This window comes from Pseudomonas sp. Eqa60, from assembly GCF_018326405.1.
In the GTDB taxonomy this organism is placed as follows: domain Bacteria; phylum Pseudomonadota; class Gammaproteobacteria; order Pseudomonadales; family Pseudomonadaceae; genus Aquipseudomonas; species Aquipseudomonas protegens.
On record NZ_AP024342.1, the window covers coordinates 596,909 to 615,324 of the forward strand.

Below are 18,416 nucleotides of genomic sequence, written 5' to 3' on the forward strand. Positions count from 1 at the left end.
CCACGCCGATCAAGGATAGCCCATGAGCCTGCCCGCGCTTGCCCCCGTCCCCGCGATTCTCTTGCCATTGGTCAGCCGCGCAGAGCAGTCGTTGCGTGGCGCCGTCGCGGCCCTGGAAGGCGATCCCGGGTTGGCCGACTGGAGCGCCGAACGCTGGGCGGAGTTCGCCCGGGTGGGCGCCGCCAGCGACTTTGTCATTGAACAGAGCCTGCGTGACCCTTTGATGTTGCTGGAGCTGGTGCGCAGCGGCGAGCTGGACCGCCCATTCGCGCCTGGGGAGTTGTGCGCGCAAATCGCCGCCGCGGTGCAGGCGGCCGAGAGCGAGGATCAATTGGGGCGCGTGCTGCGGCGCCAGCGCACCCGTCAGCAGGTACGGATCATCTGGCGCGACCTGACCCGCCAGGCGGATCTGGTGCAGACCTGCCGCGACCTTTCCGATCTGGCCGACGCCTGCATCGACCAGGCCTATCAATGGTTGTATCTGCGTCACACCCAGCAGTTCGGCGTGCCCACCGGCGGGCGTAGCGGCGAGCCGCAGCAGATGGTGATCCTCGGCATGGGCAAGCTGGGGGCGGTGGAACTCAACCTGTCGTCGGACATCGACCTGATCTTCGCCTACCCCGAAGGCGGCGAGACCGTCGGCGTCAAGCGGCCCCTGGATAATCAGGAGTTCTTCATTCGCCTCGGGCAGCGCCTGATCAAGGCCCTGGACCCGATGACCGTCGACGGGTTCGTGTTCCGCGTCGACATGCGCCTGCGGCCCTATGGTTCTGCCGGTGCCCTGGTGTTGAGCTTCAATGCGCTGGAGCAGTACTACCAGGATCAGGGGCGCGACTGGGAACGCTACGCCATGATCAAGGCCCGGGTGGTGGCAGGGGATCAGGCCGCCGGTGCGCAGTTGCTGGACATGCTGCGGCCTTTCGTCTATCGCCGTTACCTGGACTTTTCCGCCATCGAGGCGCTGCGCACCATGAAGCAGCTGATCCAGCAGGAAGTCCGGCGCAAGGGCATGGCCGACAATATCAAGCTGGGCTCGGGGGGGATCCGCGAGGTCGAGTTCATCGCCCAGGCTTTCCAGCTGATCCACGGCGGACGCGACCTGAGCCTGCAGCAGCGTCCTCTATTAAAGGTGCTGGGCACTCTGGAAGGGCAGGGCTACCTGCCGCCTGCCGTGATCAGCGAGCTGCGCGAAGGCTATGAGTTCCTGCGCTATACCGAGCACGCGATCCAGGCCATCGCCGATCGCCAGACGCAGATGCTTCCGGACAATCCCCAGGATCAGGCGCGGATCGCCTTCATGCTGGGCTTTGCCGACTGGAACGCTTTCCACGAACAGTTGATGCACTGGCGCGGCCGGGTAGATTGGCACTTCCGTCAGGTCATCGCCGACCCGGATGAGGATGAAGGCGCCGAAAGCGAAGTGGTGGTGGGTGGCGAATGGCTGCCGTTGTGGGAGGAAGCCCAGGACGAGGAGGCCGCCTGCCGCCAGTTGCAGGAGGGCGGCTTCGTCGATGCGCCCAAGGCCCTGCGTGCCCTGGCCGGTCTGCGGGGCAGCCCGCAGCTACGTGCCATGCAGCGCCTGGGACGCGAACGTCTGGATGCCTTTATTCCGCGGTTGCTGGCCCAGGCGGTGGAGCACGCCAATCCGGACCTGGTGCTGGAGCGAGTGCTGCCGCTGGTGGAAGCCGTGGCGCGGCGTTCGGCCTATCTGGTGCTGCTCACCGAGAACCCGGGGGCTCTACGTCGTCTGCTGACCTTGTGCGCCGCCAGCCCGTGGATCGCCGAGCAGATCACCCGCTTCCCCCTGCTGCTGGATGAACTGCTCAACGAAGGGCGCCTGTTCAAGCCGCCCCTGGCGCCGGAACTGGCTGCCGAGTTGCGCGAGCGCCTGACGCGCATTCCCGAGGATGACCTGGAGCAGCAGATGGAAGCCCTGCGCCACTTCAAGCTGGCCCACCGCCTGCGAGTGGCCGCCTCGGAGATCGCCGGCAGCCTGCCTTTAATGAAAGTCAGCGATTACCTGACCTGGCTCGCCGAAGCGATCCTGGAACAGGTGCTGGCCCTGGCCTGGCGCCAGACGGTGTCCAAGCACGGTGCACCGCTGCGTACCGACGGCACCTTGTGCGACCCGGGCTTCATCATTGTCGGTTACGGCAAGGTCGGCGGCATCGAGCTGGGCCACGGTTCCGACCTGGACCTGGTGTTCATCCATGATGGCGACCCCCAGGCGGAAACCGACGGGCCCAAACCCATAGATGGTGCGCAGTTCTTCACCCGGCTGGGGCAGCGCATCATTCACCTGCTGACCACCCAGACCAACTCCGGCCAGCTCTATGAAGTGGATATGCGCCTGCGGCCTTCCGGCGCGTCTGGGTTGCTGGTGAGTTCCCTGGGGGCCTTTGCCCGCTATCAGGAAAACGAGGCCTGGACCTGGGAGCACCAGGCGCTGGTGCGGGCGCGGGTGCTGGTGGGCAGCCAGGATGTGGGCCAGGCCTTTGAAAAGGTCAGGGCCGCGGTGCTGGGGAAAAAACGCGACCTGCCCAAGCTGCGCCAGGAAGTCAGCGAGATGCGGGCCAAGATGCGCGACAACCTGGGCAGCCGCCTGACCGCCGCCGGAACTGCAGCCAATGCCTTCGAAGCCACGGCGCCGTTCGACCTCAAGCAGGACGCCGGAGGTATCGTCGATATCGAATTTATGGTGCAATACGCGGCCCTGGCGTGGTCCGAAGAGCACCCGTCACTGCTGCGCTATACCGATAACATCCGCATCCTGGAAGGTCTGGAGCAAGTCGGGCTGATGCCCGCGAGCGATGCCAGCCTGCTGCGCGAGGTCTACAAGGCCTACCGTTCCGCGGCTCACCGGCAGGCGTTGCAGAATGAGGCCGGAATCATTACCGGTGATCAATTTGTGACCGAACGACGGGAAGTGTTACGAATTTGGCGTGAGCTGGGGCTAAGCTAAGCGGCCTGAGAAGGCCAACCATGTATTCGGCGGGCCTTGCCGGCTCGCCCAAACTGAACCGGCGGTGAAGGCCGCGGTGCTGGATTCTCGAGGCGGGGAGGCGTATGCCTCCCCGGTTCGTTTATGGAAACCACATGAATATTCTGATCGTTGGGCCCAGTTGGGTCGGTGACATGGTGATGGCGCAGACACTCTTCGAGTGCCTGAAACAGCGTCATCCACAATGCGAGATCGACGTGCTGGCCCCCGAGTGGAGCCGGCCGATCCTCGAACGCATGCCCCAGGTGCGTCGGGCCCTGAGCTTTCCCCTGGGCCATGGCGCCCTGGAACTGGCGACCCGCCGGCGGATCGGCAAGTCCCTGGCTGGCCAGTACGATCAGGCGATCCTGCTGCCCAACTCGCTGAAGTCGGCGCTGGTGCCGTTTTTTGCCGGCATTCCCAAGCGCACCGGCTGGCGCGGCGAGTTCCGCTACGGCCTGCTCAATGACGTGCGCAAGCTCGACAAAGAACGTTATCCGCTGATGATCGAGCGTTTCATGGCCCTGGCCTATGAGCCGGGGACCGAGCTGCCCAAGCCTTATCCGCGCCCGAGCCTGCAGATCGATCCGCAAAGCCGGGACGCGGCCCTGGCCAAGTTCGGCCTGAGCCTGGACCGCCCGGTGCTGGCACTGTGCCCGGGGGCGGAGTTCGGCGAAGCCAAGCGCTGGCCGTCCGAGCACTACGCCCAGGTCGCCGAGGCGAAGATCCGCGAAGGCTGGCAGGTCTGGCTGTTCGGCTCGAAGAATGACCATGCTGTGGGCGAAGAGATTCGCGGGCGGCTGATTCCCGGCCTGCGCGAGGAATCGAGCAACCTCAGTGGCGAAACGTCCCTGGCCGAGGCCATCGATCTGCTGTCCTGCGCCGACTCGGTGGTGTCCAACGATTCCGGCTTGATGCACGTGGCTGCGGCGCTCAATCGCCCGCTGGTGGCGGTGTACGGCTCCACTTCGCCGGGCTTCACCCCGCCCCTGGCCGATCGGGTCGAGGTAGTACGGCTGGGGATCGAATGCAGCCCGTGCTTTGACCGCACCTGCCGCTTCGGCCATTACAACTGCCTGCGCCAGTTGTTGCCGCAGCCGGTGAACGAAGCCCTGCAGCGGTTGCAGGGCACCGTGGTCGAGGTTCAATAAGTTGCGGGTACTGTTGATCAAGACCTCGTCCCTGGGGGATGTGATCCATGCATTGCCGGCGCTGACCGATGCCGCGCGAGCCATCCCCGGGATCAAGTTCGACTGGGTGGTGGAAGAAGGCTTTGCCGAAATTCCCACCTGGCATCCGGCGGTCGGCAAGGTGATACCGGTGGCGATCCGTCGCTGGCGCAAGAACATCTGGCAGACCATCAAGAGTGGCGAGTGGCGACGCTTCAAGCAGAGCGTGCGCTCGACCAAGTACGACCTGGTGATCGATGCCCAAGGCCTGCTGAAAAGCGCCTGGCTGACCCGCTACGTGCGCGCCCCGGTGGCGGGGCTGGATAAGAACTCGGCCCGCGAGCCTCTGGCTTCACGCTTCTACTCCCGGCGCCTGGCGGTGGCCCGTGGGCAGCACGCGGTGGAGCGCGTGCGCCAACTGTTCGCCGTGGCCCTGGGCTACGACCTGCCCCAGGGCCTGGGCGACTATGGCCTGAACGTCGAAAAACTCGTGGAGTTGCCGCGCAAGAAGCCCTTCGTGCTGTTCCTGCATGGCACCACCTGGGACACCAAGCACTGGCCCGAGGCCTACTGGCGCGAGCTGACCGAACGCATGGGCATGCTCGGCGTCGAGGTCAAGCTGCCCTGGGGCAACCCCGCGGAAAAGGCTCGAGCCGAGCGCATCGCCAGCGGCCTGAAAAACGCCACGGTGCTGCCGAAGCTGAACCTGGCCGGGGTCGCCAAGGTGCTGGCCGATGCCCAGGCCTGCGTGGCCGTGGACACCGGGCTGGGCCACCTCGCCGCGGCACTGGATGTACCGACCATCTCACTGTTCGGGCCGACCAACCCGGGGCTGACCGGCGCCTATGGCCGGGTGCAGATCCACCTGGGCAGCAACTTCCCGTGCGCACCGTGCCTGCAGAAGAAATGCACCTATCAGCCCACCGCTGTGGACCAGCAGCGTTATGACCTCAAACGCGAGTGGCCGCTGTGCTTCACTCGCCTGAATCCCGAGCGTGTCGCCAGCCGACTGAGCACCCTGTTACTGGCTGAGGAGCCGCGCTGATGCAATTGGCTTTTGTCCTTTATAAGTATTTCCCCTTCGGCGGCCTGCAGCGCGATTTCATGCGCATCGCCCTGGAGTGCCAGCGGCGCGGGCATCAGATCCGTGTCTACACCCTGATCTGGGAAGGCGATGTCCCTCCCGGTTTCGAAGTGCTGGTGGCGCCGGTCAAGGCGCTGTTCAACCATCGTCGCAATGAAAAGCTCAGCGCCTGGATGGAGGCCGACCTGGCCAAGCGCCCGGTGGACCGGCTGGTGGGTTTCAACAAGATGCCGGGGCTGGACGTGTACTACGCCGCCGATGGCTGTTTCGAGGACAAGGCACAGAACCTGCGGCACTCCCTGTACCGGCGCTGGGGCCGTTACCGGCACTTTGCCGAGTACGAGCGCGCGGTGTTTGCCAAGGACGCCAAGACCGAGATCCTGATGATCTCCGAGGTCCAGCAGCCGCTGTTCATCAAGCACTACGACACCCCGCTGGAGCGCTTCCATCTGCTGCCGCCGGGGATCGCCCAGGACCGCCGGGCACCGGCCAACGCCGCCGAGATCCGGGCGGATTTTCGTCGCGAATTCAAGCTCAAGGATGACGACCTGCTGCTGGTGCAGATCGGTTCCGGGTTCAAGACCAAGGGTGTGGACCGCAGCCTCAAGGCCCTGGCGGCATTGCCTTCGGCGCTGAAAAAACGCACCCGGCTGTTTGTAATCGGCCAGGACGACCCCAAGGTATTCCAGGTACAAAGTGCTGCGCTGGGGTTGAGCGACCAGGTGCAGTTCATGAAGGGCCGCAGCGATATCCCGCGGTTCCTGCTGGGCGCCGACCTGCTGATTCACCCGGCCTACAACGAAAACACCGGCACCGTATTGCTGGAGGCCCTGGTGGCCGGCCTGCCGGTGCTGGTCAGCGCGGTCTGCGGTTATGCCCATTACATTGCCGAGGCCCAGAGCGGCCTGGTGCTGGATGAGCCGCTGGAACAGGCGCAGCTCAATCAATACCTCACCACCATGTTGACCGACGACGCTGCACGCGCGACCTGGAGCCGAAATGGCCTGGCGTTCGCCGAGACGGCCGACCTTTACAGCATGCCGCAGCACGCTGCGGATGTGATTCTGGCGGAGCAACACCGATGAAGTTGATGCTTGCCGAACCCTTCAAGAGCCTCTGGGCCGGACGCGATGCGTTCGACGCTGTCGAGGGCCTGAAGGGCCAGGTCTACCGTGAGCTGGAAGCGCGCCGTACCTTGCGTACGGAAGTCGACGGCCGCGGTTATTTCGTGAAGATCCATCGTGGTATCGGCTGGGGCGAGATCGTCAAGAACCTGGTCACCGCCAAACTGCCGGTGCTCGGCGCCGGCCAGGAATGGCGCGCCCTGGAGCGCCTGCATCAGGTGGGCGTGCCCACCATGACCGCCGTGGCCTACGGCGAGCGTGGGGCCAATCCGGCAGACCAGCATTCGTTCATCGTCACCGAGGAACTGGCGCCGACCGTCAGCCTCGAAGATTTCAGCATCGACTGGGTCAAGCAGCCGCCGGCGCCTGCGCTCAAGCGCGCGCTGATCGCCGAGGTAGCGCGCATGACCGGCATGATGCATCGCGCCGGGGTCAACCACCGCGACTGCTATATCTGCCACTTCCTGCTGCACACCGATCGGCCTGTCACTCCCGAAGGGCTCAAGCTCTCGGTGATCGACCTGCACCGGGCCCAGACCCGGCCGAAGATCACTCAGCGCTGGCGCAACAAGGATCTGGCGGCGCTGTATTTCTCGGCCCTGGATATCGGCCTGACGCGCCGCGACAAGCTGCGCTTTCTCAAGGGCTACTTCCAGCAGCCGTTGCGGCAGATTCTGGCCGAGGAGGCCGCACTGCTGGCCTGGCTCGAAGGCAAGGCGGAAAAGCTCTACGCCCGCAAGCAACGGTACGGAGATGCACTCTGATGGCGAGCTGGAACCTGGACCCGGCCTATCAGGCGTTGGCGGAGGATTTCGGCAGTCTGGAAGCGGTGTTTGCCCTGCAGGGCGAGCACCTGACCCGGGATCCGTTGTCCGAAGTCATCCGCGTCGAGCGTGGTGGCGTCAACTATTACGTCAAGCGCTATACCGGCGCCGGCAAGAATCTGCGGCGCTACCTGGGCAAGCCCCGGGTCAAGTTCGAGTGGCAGAACCTCAAGCGCTTCGCCAAATGGGGCATTCCCACCGCCGATGTGGTGGCCTGGGGCCTGGAGCGTCGCTGCCTGGCCTATTCCCGGGGGGCGATGATCACCCGGGAGCTGCCGCGTACCGAGGATCTCTCGGTGCTGGCCGAACGCAACGACCCGCGTCTGCAGGACCGTCGTTGGGTGGATGGCGTCAGCCGTCAGTTGGCCGCTTACACCCGGGTCATGCATGACCACCGCTTTACCCACAATGATTTGAAGTGGCGCAACCTGCTGGTCGACGACCAGGACCGGTTGTACCTGATCGATTGTCCGAACGGCGATTTCTGGCGTGGTTTCTGGCTCAAGTACCGGATCACCAAGGACCTGGCCTGTCTGGATAAGGTGGCCAAATACCATCTGTCGGCCACCCAGCGCCTGCGTTTCTACCTGCAATACCGTCAGCGTGATCACTTGAGTGCCGCCGACAAGGAGCGTATTCGCCACGTGGTGAGATTTTTCGAGGGGCGTGAATGACTGATTTTCTGGCGTCCGAGGAGCGTGCGCTGCTGGAGCGCAATGGCCTCGGCACTTTCGACCAGCTGTGGGCCACCCAATTGGAAGCGGTGGATGAACCCAATACCGGTCGTGGCGGCAGCAGCAGTGTGTTTCGCCTGGATGTGGAAGGGCAGGGGTTCTACCTCAAGCGCCAGACCAACTACCTGACCCGGACCCTGCACCGGCCCTTTGGCGAGCCGAGTTTCGCCCGTGAATTTCGCAATATCCGCCGCTACCAGCAGTTGGGCATTCCGGCCTTGCAAGCGGTGTTCTTCGGTATGCGCAAGGTCGATGGCGAGTCCCGGGCGATCCTGTTGACCCGGGCCCTGGATGGCTGGGATGACCTGGATGCGCTGCTGTTGCAGTGGGACCGGCTCAGCGAGCATCAGCGGCAGGCGGTGCTCCAGGCTTGCGGGCAACTGGCCCGGCAGCTGCACGGCTTGCGCCAGGTGCATGGCTGTTTCTATCCCAAGCATATTTTCCTGCGGGCCGAGGGCGATGGGTATCAGGCGCAGTTGATCGACCTGGAAAAGACCCGGCCCCTGCTGTTTGGCCAGCGTGATCGGGTCAAGGATCTGGAGCCCTTGCTACGCCGGGCTGCGGTGTGGAGCGGCGATGAGGTGCGCAGCCTGCTGGCGGCCTATGTGGGCCAGCCTCGGGACAGCTCCCTGGTGGATGCCTGGGTGGCGCGGCTCAGTGCTCGGCGCAGCCACAAGGGGGCACGCTGATGCGTCTGTCCGAACTGAAGAACAGCGGGCGCAGCCCGACGCTGCCCTTGAGCCTTGAGTTGGCGGACGCCGCCGGCCCGGCACAGTTGCAGTTGCTGAGCCTGCTGCGGGTGCTGCCGGGGCAGCGTTACGTGGGGGCCGGGGTCTGGCGCGGGCGTCCGGTGCTGGCCAAGCTGCTGGTGGGCTCCAAGGCCGCTCGGCATTTCCAGCGAGAATTGCAGGGTGTGCGCCTGCTGGCAGAACAAGGGCTGACGACGCCCTTGCTGCTGGCGGACGGTTTGCAGGAAGGCGAGGGCGGCTGGCTGCTGTTCGAGTTACTGCAGGGCGCACAAAGCCTGGGCGACGCCTGGAAGCAGGTGGAAGCTCTGCCAGTGCTGGCCGACGAGCAGGCTGAGGTACTGGCCGAGGCCCTCGGGGCTATCGGCCAGTTGCACGCCAAGGGCCTGTGGCAATCGGACCTGCACCTGGACAATCTGCTGCGCCACGACAACCGGCTGTATTTGATCGATGGGGCGGGGATCTGTGTCGAAGAGGCGGGCAAGCCCCTGTCCCGGCAGAAGGTCCTGGAGAACCTCGGGGTATTCTTCGCCCAGTTGCCCAAGAGTCTGGAACCGTTCACCGAAGAGTTGCTGGTGCACTACCTGTTGAGCAACGCCGAGCATGCCTTGCCCCTGGAAGCCCTGCAGAAGCAGGTGAACAAGGTCCGGGGCTGGCGCCTGCGGGACTTTCTCAACAAGGTCGGCCGCGAGTGCACGCTGTTCAGCGTGCAGCGCGGCCCGTTCGCCTTGCGCGCGATCCGCCGTGAGGAAGAGGCGGCGATGCTGCCGGTGCTGGAGCAGGCCGACGCCCTGCTGGATCAGGGCCATCTGTACAAGACCGGTGGCGCGGCCAGTGTTGGGCGGGTCGAGGTTGCGGGCCGGCCGCTGGTGATCAAGCGCTACAACATCAAGGGCTTTGCTCACTGGCTCAAGCGCTTCTGGCGCCCGAGCCGGGCCTGGCATTCCTGGCGCGAAGGCAATCGCCTGGCGTTCCTGGGCATTGCCACGCCCAAGCCTCTGGCCTTGCTGGAGCGGCGTTTCCTGTGGCTGCGGCGCAGCGCCTACCTGGTGACCGAGCATCTGCCAGGGCCGGACATCATCGAGCGCTTTGCACCCTTCGTGGACAGCGGGCAAGCCCCGGAGCCGGAATTGCTGGCGCTGGACCAGCTGTTTGCCGAGCTGATCAAGGAGCGCATCAGCCATGGCGACTTCAAGGGCCACAACCTGTTCTGGCAAGAGGGTCGCTGGGCGCTGATAGACCTCGATTCCATGTGCCAGCACTCCAGCCTGAGCAGCTTTGCCCCGGCTTATGCCCGTGATCGCGCGCGATTCATGCGCAATTGGCCGCAAGACAGCAATTTGTATCAAGTGATTGACCAGCGCCTGCCCAAGACGGCCCAGGGCACCGAGGCCTGACCTGCGACCCATGGCCGCTGCCTGCGCCGCGGCCACGGCGCGCGGCGGGTGCCAACCCAGGCTTGGCGCTCGCCGCTAGAGGCTTGCACCTGCTTTTACGTTATAATCCCGCCCTTTCGTTGTTTCTCGCCCCTTGCGAGCACACTTCATTTTCAAGGCGCATCGCGCCCGCATGCAGACTAAACGAGGCTAGACCCCTGTGGCATTGACGATTCTTGGCCTGTCCGGCGCCCTTAGCCATGATCCTTCAGCGGCCCTGTATATCGACGGCAAGCTGATTGCCGCCGCTGAAGAAGAGCGTTTCGTGCGCGACAAACATGCAAAGAACCGCATGCCCTACGAGTCGGCGAAATTCTGCCTGGAGCAGGCCGGGATCAAGCCTTCCGACGTTGACGTAGTCGCGATTCCGTTTGCCCCGATCAGCCTGTTCGGCAAGGCTCGCTGGCACTACGCCAAGCGCTACTGGTACGCCCCGGACCGCGCCCTGGACGCGATCCTGATGGGCAACCGTCGCTACAAGCGCTACCGCAATAAGATCGTCTGGTGCCTGGAGCAACTGGGCTTCGACCCGAAAAAGGTCAAGATCGAGCCGGTGGAGCACCACCTGGCCCACGCCTCCAGTGCCTACCACTGCTCGGGCTTCAAGGAGAAGACCGCGATCCTCGGGATCGACGGCAAGGGTGAGTACGCCACCACCTTCTTCGGCTACGGCGAAAACGGCAAGATCCACAAGATCAAGGAATTCTTCGACCCGGACTCCCTGGGCGGCCTCTATGGCGCGATCACCGAGTTCCTCGGCTTCGAGATGCTCGACGGCGAGTTCAAGGTCATGGGCATGGCGCCGTACGGCGATGCCAGCAAATACGATTTCTCGCGCCTGGCCAGTTTTGAAAACGGCGAGCTGGTGATCAACACCGATTACGCCAACGTCATCGGCCTGCGTCGCTACAAAGAGAAGGGCAAGGGTTTCTACTTCTCGCCAAAACTCATCGAGTGGCTGGGTCCCAAGCGCGAAGGCGACATCGCCGACGAGCCGTACATCCACTACGCGGCGAGCATGCAGGCGCTGTTCGAGAAGCTGGCCCTGCAGATGATCGACCATTACCTGGGCGACATCCTCAAGGAAACCGGCAAGCTGGCCTTCGCCGGCGGCTGTGCGCTGAACGTCAAGCTGAACCAGAAGATCATTGCCCGTCCCGAGGTCAAGGAGCTGTTCGTGCAGCCGGCTTCCGGCGACGCCGGTACCGCCGTTGGTGCGGCGGCTTACGTTTCCCATGCCCGTGGGGTGCCGGTAGAGAAGATGGAGCATGTCTATCTCGGCCCGTCCTACAGCAACGAAGACGTGATCGCGGCCTGTGCCCGCCACCCGAACAAGCCAGCCTGGCGGCAGATCGACAACACCCCGGAGCGTATCGCCAAGATCATGGTGGATGGCAACCCGGTGGCCTGGTTCCAGGGCCGCATGGAGTTCGGTCCGCGTGCCCTGGGCGGCCGTTCGATCATCGGTTGCCCGAGCGCCACTGGCGTGGCCGACCGGATCAACGAACAGATCAAGTTCCGCGAGCGCTGGAGGCCTTTCTGCCCTTCGATGCTCGACACCGTCGGCCCGCAGATGATCAAGGTCGATCACCCGGCGCCGTTCATGACCTTCACCTTCGAAGTGGCTGAAGAGTGGAAGACCCGGGTACCGGAAGTGGTCCACGAGGATGGCACGTCCCGGGCCCAGGTGCTCAAGCGCGAATACAACCCGCGCTACTACGACATGATGAAGGCCCTGGAAGTACTGACCGGCAACGGCGTGTCGCTGAACACCTCGTTGAACCGCCGTGGCGAACCGATGATCTGTTCGCCCACCGATGCCCTGAACATGTTCTACGGCTCCGACCTGCAGTACCTGATCATGGAAGACATTCTGGTGGTCAAAGACGGCGTGGACCCTTATGACACGCTCGGCTGAACGCCATGTGCTGCAGTTCTGCCACGGCTATGACGGGCCGTTCCTGGACTGTGCCCGGCAATACGCCAACCTGTTCGCGGGCAGCGGCTATCGAGTGACCACGGTGTTTCTCACCGGGGCCGCCGATGCCGATGTCGCCGCGGGCTGCGCGTCTGATGAAGTGCTGTTTATGGAATACAGCTCCAAGGCCATCCGCGGCCTGAAGCTGGGCGCCATCCGCGACCTGCGCAAGATCGCCGCGTCACGCAATTTCAGCTTCTGCATCGCTCACCGCTTCAAGCCGATCTATATCGCCTTGCTCGGTACCGGCTTGCCGGTGATCGGTGTCCATCATGCGTTTTCCGATTACAAGCGCGGCAGCCGCAAGCTCTTCGCCCAACTGTTCCGTAAGCGCCTGAGCCTGCTCGGGGTGTCCGATGCGGTGCGTGACGACATGCGTGCCTGCCTGCCGAAATGGCCGGCGCAGCGCATTCAGACCCTGTACAACCGTATCGACCTTGAGGCACTGCAGGCCGAGCAACTGAGCGCTGCCCAGGCGCGCAGCGAGCTGGGCCTGTCCGCCGATGCCTGGATTGTCGGCAACGTCGGGCGCCTGCATCCGGACAAGGACCAGGCCACCTTGCTGCGTGGCTTTGCCGCGGCTTTGCCGCAATTGCCGCCGCACAGCCAACTGGCGATTCTCGGAACCGGGCGTCTGGAAAAAGACCTGAAGTCCCTGGCCCGCGAGCTGGGGATTGCCGATCGCGTGCTGTTCCTCGGGCAGGTGCCTCAGGCCCGACGCTATTTCCGCGCCTTCGATGTGTTTGCCTTGAGCTCCGACCACGAGCCTTTTGGCATGGTCCTGCTGGAGGCCATGGCCGCCGGCGTGCCGCTGCTGGCCACCGCCTGTGGCGGTGCCCGGGAAGTGGTCGAGGGGGTGGGCATCCTGTTCCCCCTGGGCGACGTTGAACATATGGCCCAGGGGCTTCAGCATCTGGCCGCGATGGACGACCACCAGCGCCGGGTCTGTGCCGAGCTGATGCTCGATCGCCTGCGCGAGCGCTTCTCCGACCGTGCTGTACGCGACGTATTCTGGCGTTTGCCGCAAGTCACCGATCTGACCGCGAGGGGCTGATGCTCAATCGATTTCAAGGCTGGCGCGAACGTGGCTGGTCAGTCATTGACGCATCGACCTACGCCGATGCCTGGCAGCGGTTCGGTGGCAGTGTGGCAACCCATCCCCTGGTGGTGGAGCAGTTGGCGGACCTGGCGCAGATCCCGGTGCGCTACCTGGCCTGGGAGCGCAACGGCCAATTGCAGGCGGCCATTGCCACCTGGGGGCGCGACCTGGCGCTGTCCAAGGACGTGCTCAAGCGGGCCGGCAAGAAGGGCCTGTTCGATATCGGCAATGCCGAGCTGATCCTGCCCGCCGCTGCTGATGCTCAGGCGGTGTTGCGCCATCGTGGGCGTTACCTGTCCGCATTGAACGAGGGGCGCCTGACCGGCCTCAAGCCCCAGGCTGAACAGCTGGCCATGGCCAGGACGCCGGAAGAGCTGTCGAAGAAGTTTCGTTACAACCAGCGTCGTGAGCTGCGCCTGCTGGAAGAGGCGGGCGGGGTTGTACGCCCGGTCAGTGATTTCAGCAGCCCCGAGCTGGCGGCGATCTACTGCGACCTGTTCCAGCGCCGCTGGGGCTTTGCCGCCACCGGTGCCGAGCGTATGGCCGAGGTGCTGGAGCGCCTGCGCGAGCTGCTGATCGGTTCGGTGATCTTCCTCAACGACGCGCCGATTGCCGTGCAACTGATCTACCGGGTCGAAGCGCCGGAGTGGATCAGCGTCGAGTACGTGAACGGTGGGGTAGACCCGGAGACTCGTGAGTTCAGCCCTGGCAGCGTGCTGAGTTTTCTCAACACCCAGAGTGCCTGGGAACAGGCCCGTGCCCTGAACAAGCCACTGCGTTTCTCCTTCGGTCGTGCCGACCGTGAATACAAGGACCGTTGGTGCAATCCTGTGCCGGTTTTCCAGGTGTGAGTCAGCCCATGAGTCGCAAGCAACAACTGCTCAAGCGTCACCGGCGCAATAAACGAATCGCTCTGTTGATCGGGCTGGTGCTGCTATTGGTGGCCGGCATCCTGGTGGCCTGGTGGGTGCCGGTATTGCTGGCGGTATTGGCCTGGCTGGCCCATGAAGCCTGGTTTGCCGATCATCTGTTCTATTCGCCCAAGGATGATTACTGCTACGACTTCGGCAGCGATGCCCAGCAGGCCGCGGTGCGCCTTGAAGCGGGGCGCCTGTTGCTGGAGGCGCCGCTGGCGCTGGCCGGGGATGAAACCCTGGTTCTAGGCGTGCACGTCAAGAGCTCGTGGCTGGGACGTTTTCTCGACCCGGCTGTTGAGGTGTCGGGCGGTCCGCTTGCCGATCGTCAGGTGTTCGAGCGCGGGGTCAATGGCCTGCGCTACCTCAACCTCAGCGGCCTGGCCAGTTCCCTGGTCAGTGGCGAGCTGAGGTTGCGCGGGCGCTTCTGTCGGCTCCGCATCCAGCCGCAACTGATGTCCTGGCGGGATCCCGACTACCGGCGCCAGCGGGTGATGGTGATCGCTCCCCATGCCGACGATGCCGAGTTGGCAGCCTTCGGTCTGTACAGCCAGGCCGACGAGGCCTGGATCGTGACCCTCACCGCAGGCGAAATCGAGGCTGAGCATTACCAGGCCATGGGCATGAACCCGGCAGAGGCGGCGCGGATCAAGGGGCGCTTGCGGGCCTGGGACAGTATTACTGTGCCGCGCTGGGCCGGGGTGCCTGAATCCCATTGCGTGCAGTTGGGCTATTTCTGCCTGCAGCTGCCTGCCATGCAGGCCTCCCCTGAACAGCCGGTGGCCTCTCGCGAGGCGCAACTGAGCGATATCCGCTTGTTCCGCCAGTTCAATCCATTCCCGCTGCCCGCCGACCAGGACGGGTTGCCGACCTGGAACAATCTCCTGGCCGACCTGCGTGAGCTGCTGCTCAAGGCGCGCCCTGAGGTGATAGTGCTGCCGCACCCGACGCTGGACCCTCATCCCGACCACATCTGTGCTCGCGAGGCGGTCATGCAAGCCCTGGAAGGGCTGGCCTGGCAGCCGACCACTATCCTTGGCTACGCCAATCACCTGCATGACAACGACCGCTGGCCCATGGGGGATTCGGGCGCAGGCATTGCGTTGCCGCCGGTGTTCGAGTCGACGGCGGTGTTGCGTCCCTGGTGCTTGTCACTGTCCCAGGGCGAGCAGTATGACAAGGCCATGGCCTTGGGCATGATGCATGACCTGCAACCGAAAATGCCGTTCAAGCGACGCCTGCGCAGGTCGATACAATGGCTTATGGCCAGTAGGATGCCTTCAGCACTTGGGGAGAATGAGTTCTTTCGCAAGGCGGTCAGACGCCATGAGCTGTTCTGGCTATTGCAACAGCGATAAACCGACATAACCATGGGGGCGTTTTGTAGCCCCAATCCGACAGTGAGTCCTTTGTGATCAATCCTCGCCCGCGAATCTTGTTTCTCATGCCCTACTTCGGGCGTTGGCCATTCTGGATGCCGTTTTTTCTCGAAAGCTGCCGCCGGAATCCGGATATAGACTGGCTCTTTTTCAGCGACTGCGGGACCCCGGACAATCTGCCGCCGAACGTCAAGCTAGAAAGCATGAGCTTTGCTGAGTACTGCGCTTTGGTATCCCGGCGCCTGGAGATCGACTTTGCGCCCAATGCGGCCTACAAGCTCTGTGATATCAGGCCGGCAATGGGGTACATCCATATTGATCGTCTGGAGGGCTACGACTTCTGGGCCTTCGGCGATATCGACCTGGTCTACGGTGACCTGCGGGCCTATTTCACTGCGGATCGCCTGGCGGGGTATGACCTGTTCTCCACCCATGAACGGCGCGTCGCCGGGCACTTGTGCCTGATACGCAATACTGCACGCAAGCGTGAGTTGTTCAGGCAGATCAAGGATTGGCAGACGCGCTTTACCGACCAGCAGCATCACGCACTGGATGAAGGGGCGTTCAGTCGGATTTTCCTCTGGCGCAAGAACTTCCCGGAACCGCTGTTCAAGCTGGTGGGCAAGTTCAATCCATGGCGCCGCCGCAGTGAGTTCACCGAGGCCTTCAGCACGCCGGGCGGAGTCATCAAGTGGCATGACGGCAGCCGTGATTTTCCGACGCGCTGGTACTGGAAGGATGGGCATCTGACCAATGACCGCGACGGCGACCGCAGTTTCCCGTACTTCCACTTTGTGTGCTGGAAGCGCAATGAGTGGTCGCAGTTGCCGGAGCAGGATGCGCAGTCGCTCCAAGCCCTGGCCAGTGAGCCGTCCTGGATCATCGATGCCGCAGGTTTTCACCGGGGATAGTTATGAGTCAGCGCTTCAAGGTCCTGCAGTTGCAGCCGGACTACAACGTCAAATCCCACGACTTCGCCGATCTCGCCGAGCAGATCGTCAAGGCCTTGCCGGCTGAGCGTTACGAAGTCACCGCAGCGTTCCTGCGGGGGCGCCCCGGGCCGAACGATCCGGTGAGTCGCGCCGCGCATTCGGTGTATTTCGAGTTTTCCGACAAATCCCTCAAGGGCATGCGCCTGCGGGCCATGTGGCGGCTGTATCAGTTCTGCCGCAAGGAACAGTTCGATGTGGTGATCTGCAATCGCTTCAAGCCGGTGAACATGATGCTGACCCTCAACCGCTGGTTGAAGGTGCCGTTGTGCATCGGAATTTCCCACGGTTTTGGTGAGTACGACCGGCTTTACCGGCGCCGCCAGACCCAGCGTCTGATCGATCGGCATTGGCGCTTTGTCGGTGTGTCCCCGGCCGTCAAGCAGTACCTGCTCGATTGCCAATGCGGTTTCACCGACCAGAATACCTGGGCGATCACCAACGCCATCGACATTGAACAGGCAGAGGCCTTGCAGCATTCCCGCGAGCGCTCCCGGGAGTTGCTGGGGCTGGCCCCCGATGTGCGGCTGATTGGTGCCTTGGGCCGCCTGGTGCCGGTCAAGGGTCATACCTATCTGCTGCAGGCCTTTGCTCAACTCAAGGACAAGTACCCGAAAACTCAGTTGGCAATCATTGGTGCCGGTCGCGAGGAAGCCAATCTGCGTGCTGAAATCGAGCGCCTGGGGCTGCAGGGCCGGGCTCACCTGCTGGGGTTCAAGGAGAACGCCCTGCAATACGTGCGGGCCTTCGATATCTGGACCATGCCATCGCTGGCCGAGGGGCTGGGCCTGGCCTTGCTTGAAGGCATGAGCGGGCAGTTGCCGGTGATCGCCTCGAACGTGCCGGCCATGCTGCCCCTGATCGAGGGGGCTGGCGGCCTGGCCGTGGAGCCGGCCAATGTACCGGCGCTGGTCGCCGCGCTGGATGCCTATCTCGGGCTGTCCGACGAGGAACTGGCCGCCAAGGGCCAGCAGGCCTATGCCTATCTGCAGAAAGAACACGATATCGAGGTGTTCCGCGAGGAGTACCGGCAATTGATCGACTCCGGCTTGAGTCAAGCGGGCAAGAGGCAGTAATGGCAGACCAGCAACCTGTGGTGACGGTGATTATCGCCTCCTACAACCACGCGCCCTACATTGAGCAAAGCATTCTCAGTGTGCTCAACCAGACCTATCCGAACATCGAGCTGCTGGTGGTGGATGACGGTTCCAGCGATGACAGTGTCGAGCGTATCCGGCGCCTGCAGGAGCAGCATGGCTTCGACTTCCGGGTCCAGCAGAATCAGGGTCTGACCAACACTCTCAATGGTGCCATTGCACGGTCCAGGGGCAGCCTGGTCGTGCCTTTCGGCTCCGACGACATCATGCTGCCCGAGCGCATTGCGACTCAGGTGGCCTACATGGATGGCAAGCCTGAGGTGGGGATCTGCGCGGGCAATATCGAGCTGATCGACAGCGACGGCAACCTGTTTCCCGAGAAGCGCCAGCGCCGTGACGTGCCGTTCCGGCGCCTGGACTTCGACGACATGTTCCTTGAGCGCAAGCCCTATCCACCGGCTCCGACCCTGATGATTCGTCGTGAGGCCCTGGAAAAGGTCGGCGGTTTCGATCCGAATATCCGCCTTGAAGACCTGCTGATCGAGTTGAAGATCACCCGGGCCGGCTATTTCATCGATGGCTTGAACGTGTTGATGGCGCGGTATCGCAAGCACGCCACCAATTCCTACAAGAACCACCGGTTCATGATCGACAACATCCTGCGTTCCTATGCCCTGTTCAGCGACCACCCGCTGTATGACGAGGTGCGCTACAAGTTCCTCAGTTCGATGTTCCTCAAAGTCTCCAATCGGGATCGCAAACTGGCACGCGAGCTGCTGGCACAGATTCCGTTCAGGGCCTGGAACAAGAAAACCTGGCGTGGATTGGGCCGCCTTTATTTTTCTCCACTGGAAAAAGACTGA

At 63.5% G+C, this 18,416-nt stretch carries 15 protein-coding genes; all 15 read left to right on the forward strand.

Annotation, left to right across the window (positions count from 1 at the left end; translation table 11 throughout):
- The first annotated feature begins 22 nt into the window (after positions 1–22).
- Positions 23–2,962 carry a bifunctional [glutamate--ammonia ligase]-adenylyl-L-tyrosine phosphorylase/[glutamate--ammonia-ligase] adenylyltransferase gene (gene glnE, locus KI242_RS02625; RefSeq protein WP_019093029.1) on the forward strand — a complete coding sequence of 980 codons (2,940 nt, stop codon included), beginning with the start codon at positions 23–25 and terminating at the stop codon, positions 2,960–2,962.
- A gap of 134 nt (positions 2,963–3,096) precedes the next feature.
- On the forward strand, positions 3,097–4,131 hold the full coding sequence (waaF, locus tag KI242_RS02630; protein ID WP_041751920.1) for a lipopolysaccharide heptosyltransferase II: 1,035 nt from the start codon (positions 3,097–3,099) through the stop codon (positions 4,129–4,131).
- Between the two features lies 1 nt (position 4,132).
- Complete coding sequence (gene waaC, locus KI242_RS02635; RefSeq protein WP_011058885.1) at positions 4,133–5,194, forward strand: lipopolysaccharide heptosyltransferase I; 1,062 nt, start codon at positions 4,133–4,135, stop codon at positions 5,192–5,194.
- The gene (locus KI242_RS02640; protein WP_011058886.1) at positions 5,194–6,318 is read left to right on the forward strand and encodes a glycosyltransferase family 4 protein; all 1,125 of its coding nucleotides are present in this window, start codon (positions 5,194–5,196) and stop codon (positions 6,316–6,318) included. The genes waaC and KI242_RS02640 overlap by 1 nt, the downstream gene beginning before the upstream one ends.
- Complete coding sequence (rfaP, locus tag KI242_RS02645) at positions 6,315–7,121, forward strand: lipopolysaccharide core heptose(I) kinase RfaP (protein WP_047283653.1); 807 nt, start codon at positions 6,315–6,317, stop codon at positions 7,119–7,121. The genes KI242_RS02640 and rfaP overlap by 4 nt, the downstream gene beginning before the upstream one ends.
- Positions 7,121–7,855 carry a lipopolysaccharide kinase InaA family protein gene (locus tag KI242_RS02650; RefSeq protein WP_011058888.1) on the forward strand — a complete coding sequence of 245 codons (735 nt, stop codon included), beginning with the start codon at positions 7,121–7,123 and terminating at the stop codon, positions 7,853–7,855. Before rfaP ends, KI242_RS02650 begins: the two co-directional genes overlap by 1 nt.
- Complete coding sequence (locus KI242_RS02655; RefSeq protein WP_011058889.1) at positions 7,852–8,604, forward strand: lipopolysaccharide kinase InaA family protein; 753 nt, start codon at positions 7,852–7,854, stop codon at positions 8,602–8,604. Before KI242_RS02650 ends, KI242_RS02655 begins: the two co-directional genes overlap by 4 nt.
- Complete coding sequence (locus tag KI242_RS02660; protein WP_015633911.1) at positions 8,604–10,058, forward strand: lipopolysaccharide kinase InaA family protein; 1,455 nt, start codon at positions 8,604–8,606, stop codon at positions 10,056–10,058. Before KI242_RS02655 ends, KI242_RS02660 begins: the two co-directional genes overlap by 1 nt.
- A gap of 199 nt (positions 10,059–10,257) precedes the next feature.
- Positions 10,258–12,015: a carbamoyltransferase gene (locus KI242_RS02665; RefSeq protein WP_015633912.1), complete on the forward strand. Its 1,758-nt coding sequence runs from the start codon at positions 10,258–10,260 to the stop codon at positions 12,013–12,015.
- Positions 11,999–13,129: a glycosyltransferase gene (locus tag KI242_RS02670; protein WP_011058892.1), complete on the forward strand. Its 1,131-nt coding sequence runs from the start codon at positions 11,999–12,001 to the stop codon at positions 13,127–13,129. Before KI242_RS02665 ends, KI242_RS02670 begins: the two co-directional genes overlap by 17 nt.
- Positions 13,129–14,025, forward strand: coding sequence for an antimicrobial resistance protein Mig-14 (locus KI242_RS02675; protein ID WP_011058893.1), 897 nt, complete (start codon positions 13,129–13,131; stop codon positions 14,023–14,025). Before KI242_RS02670 ends, KI242_RS02675 begins: the two co-directional genes overlap by 1 nt.
- Positions 14,026–14,033: 8 nt before the next feature.
- Positions 14,034–15,446: a PIG-L family deacetylase gene (locus KI242_RS02680; protein ID WP_019093034.1), complete on the forward strand. Its 1,413-nt coding sequence runs from the start codon at positions 14,034–14,036 to the stop codon at positions 15,444–15,446.
- 53 nt (positions 15,447–15,499) lie between these two features.
- On the forward strand, positions 15,500–16,378 hold the full coding sequence (locus tag KI242_RS02685) for a DUF6625 family protein (protein WP_123473062.1): 879 nt from the start codon (positions 15,500–15,502) through the stop codon (positions 16,376–16,378).
- A gap of 2 nt (positions 16,379–16,380) precedes the next feature.
- A complete protein-coding gene (locus KI242_RS02690; protein WP_065364872.1) occupies positions 16,381–17,532 on the forward strand; it encodes a glycosyltransferase in 1,152 nt (383 codons plus the stop codon).
- Positions 17,532–18,416 (forward strand): glycosyltransferase, encoded by an 885-nt coding sequence (locus KI242_RS02695; RefSeq protein ID WP_212805884.1) that lies wholly within the window; start codon positions 17,532–17,534, stop codon positions 18,414–18,416. The genes KI242_RS02690 and KI242_RS02695 overlap by 1 nt, the downstream gene beginning before the upstream one ends.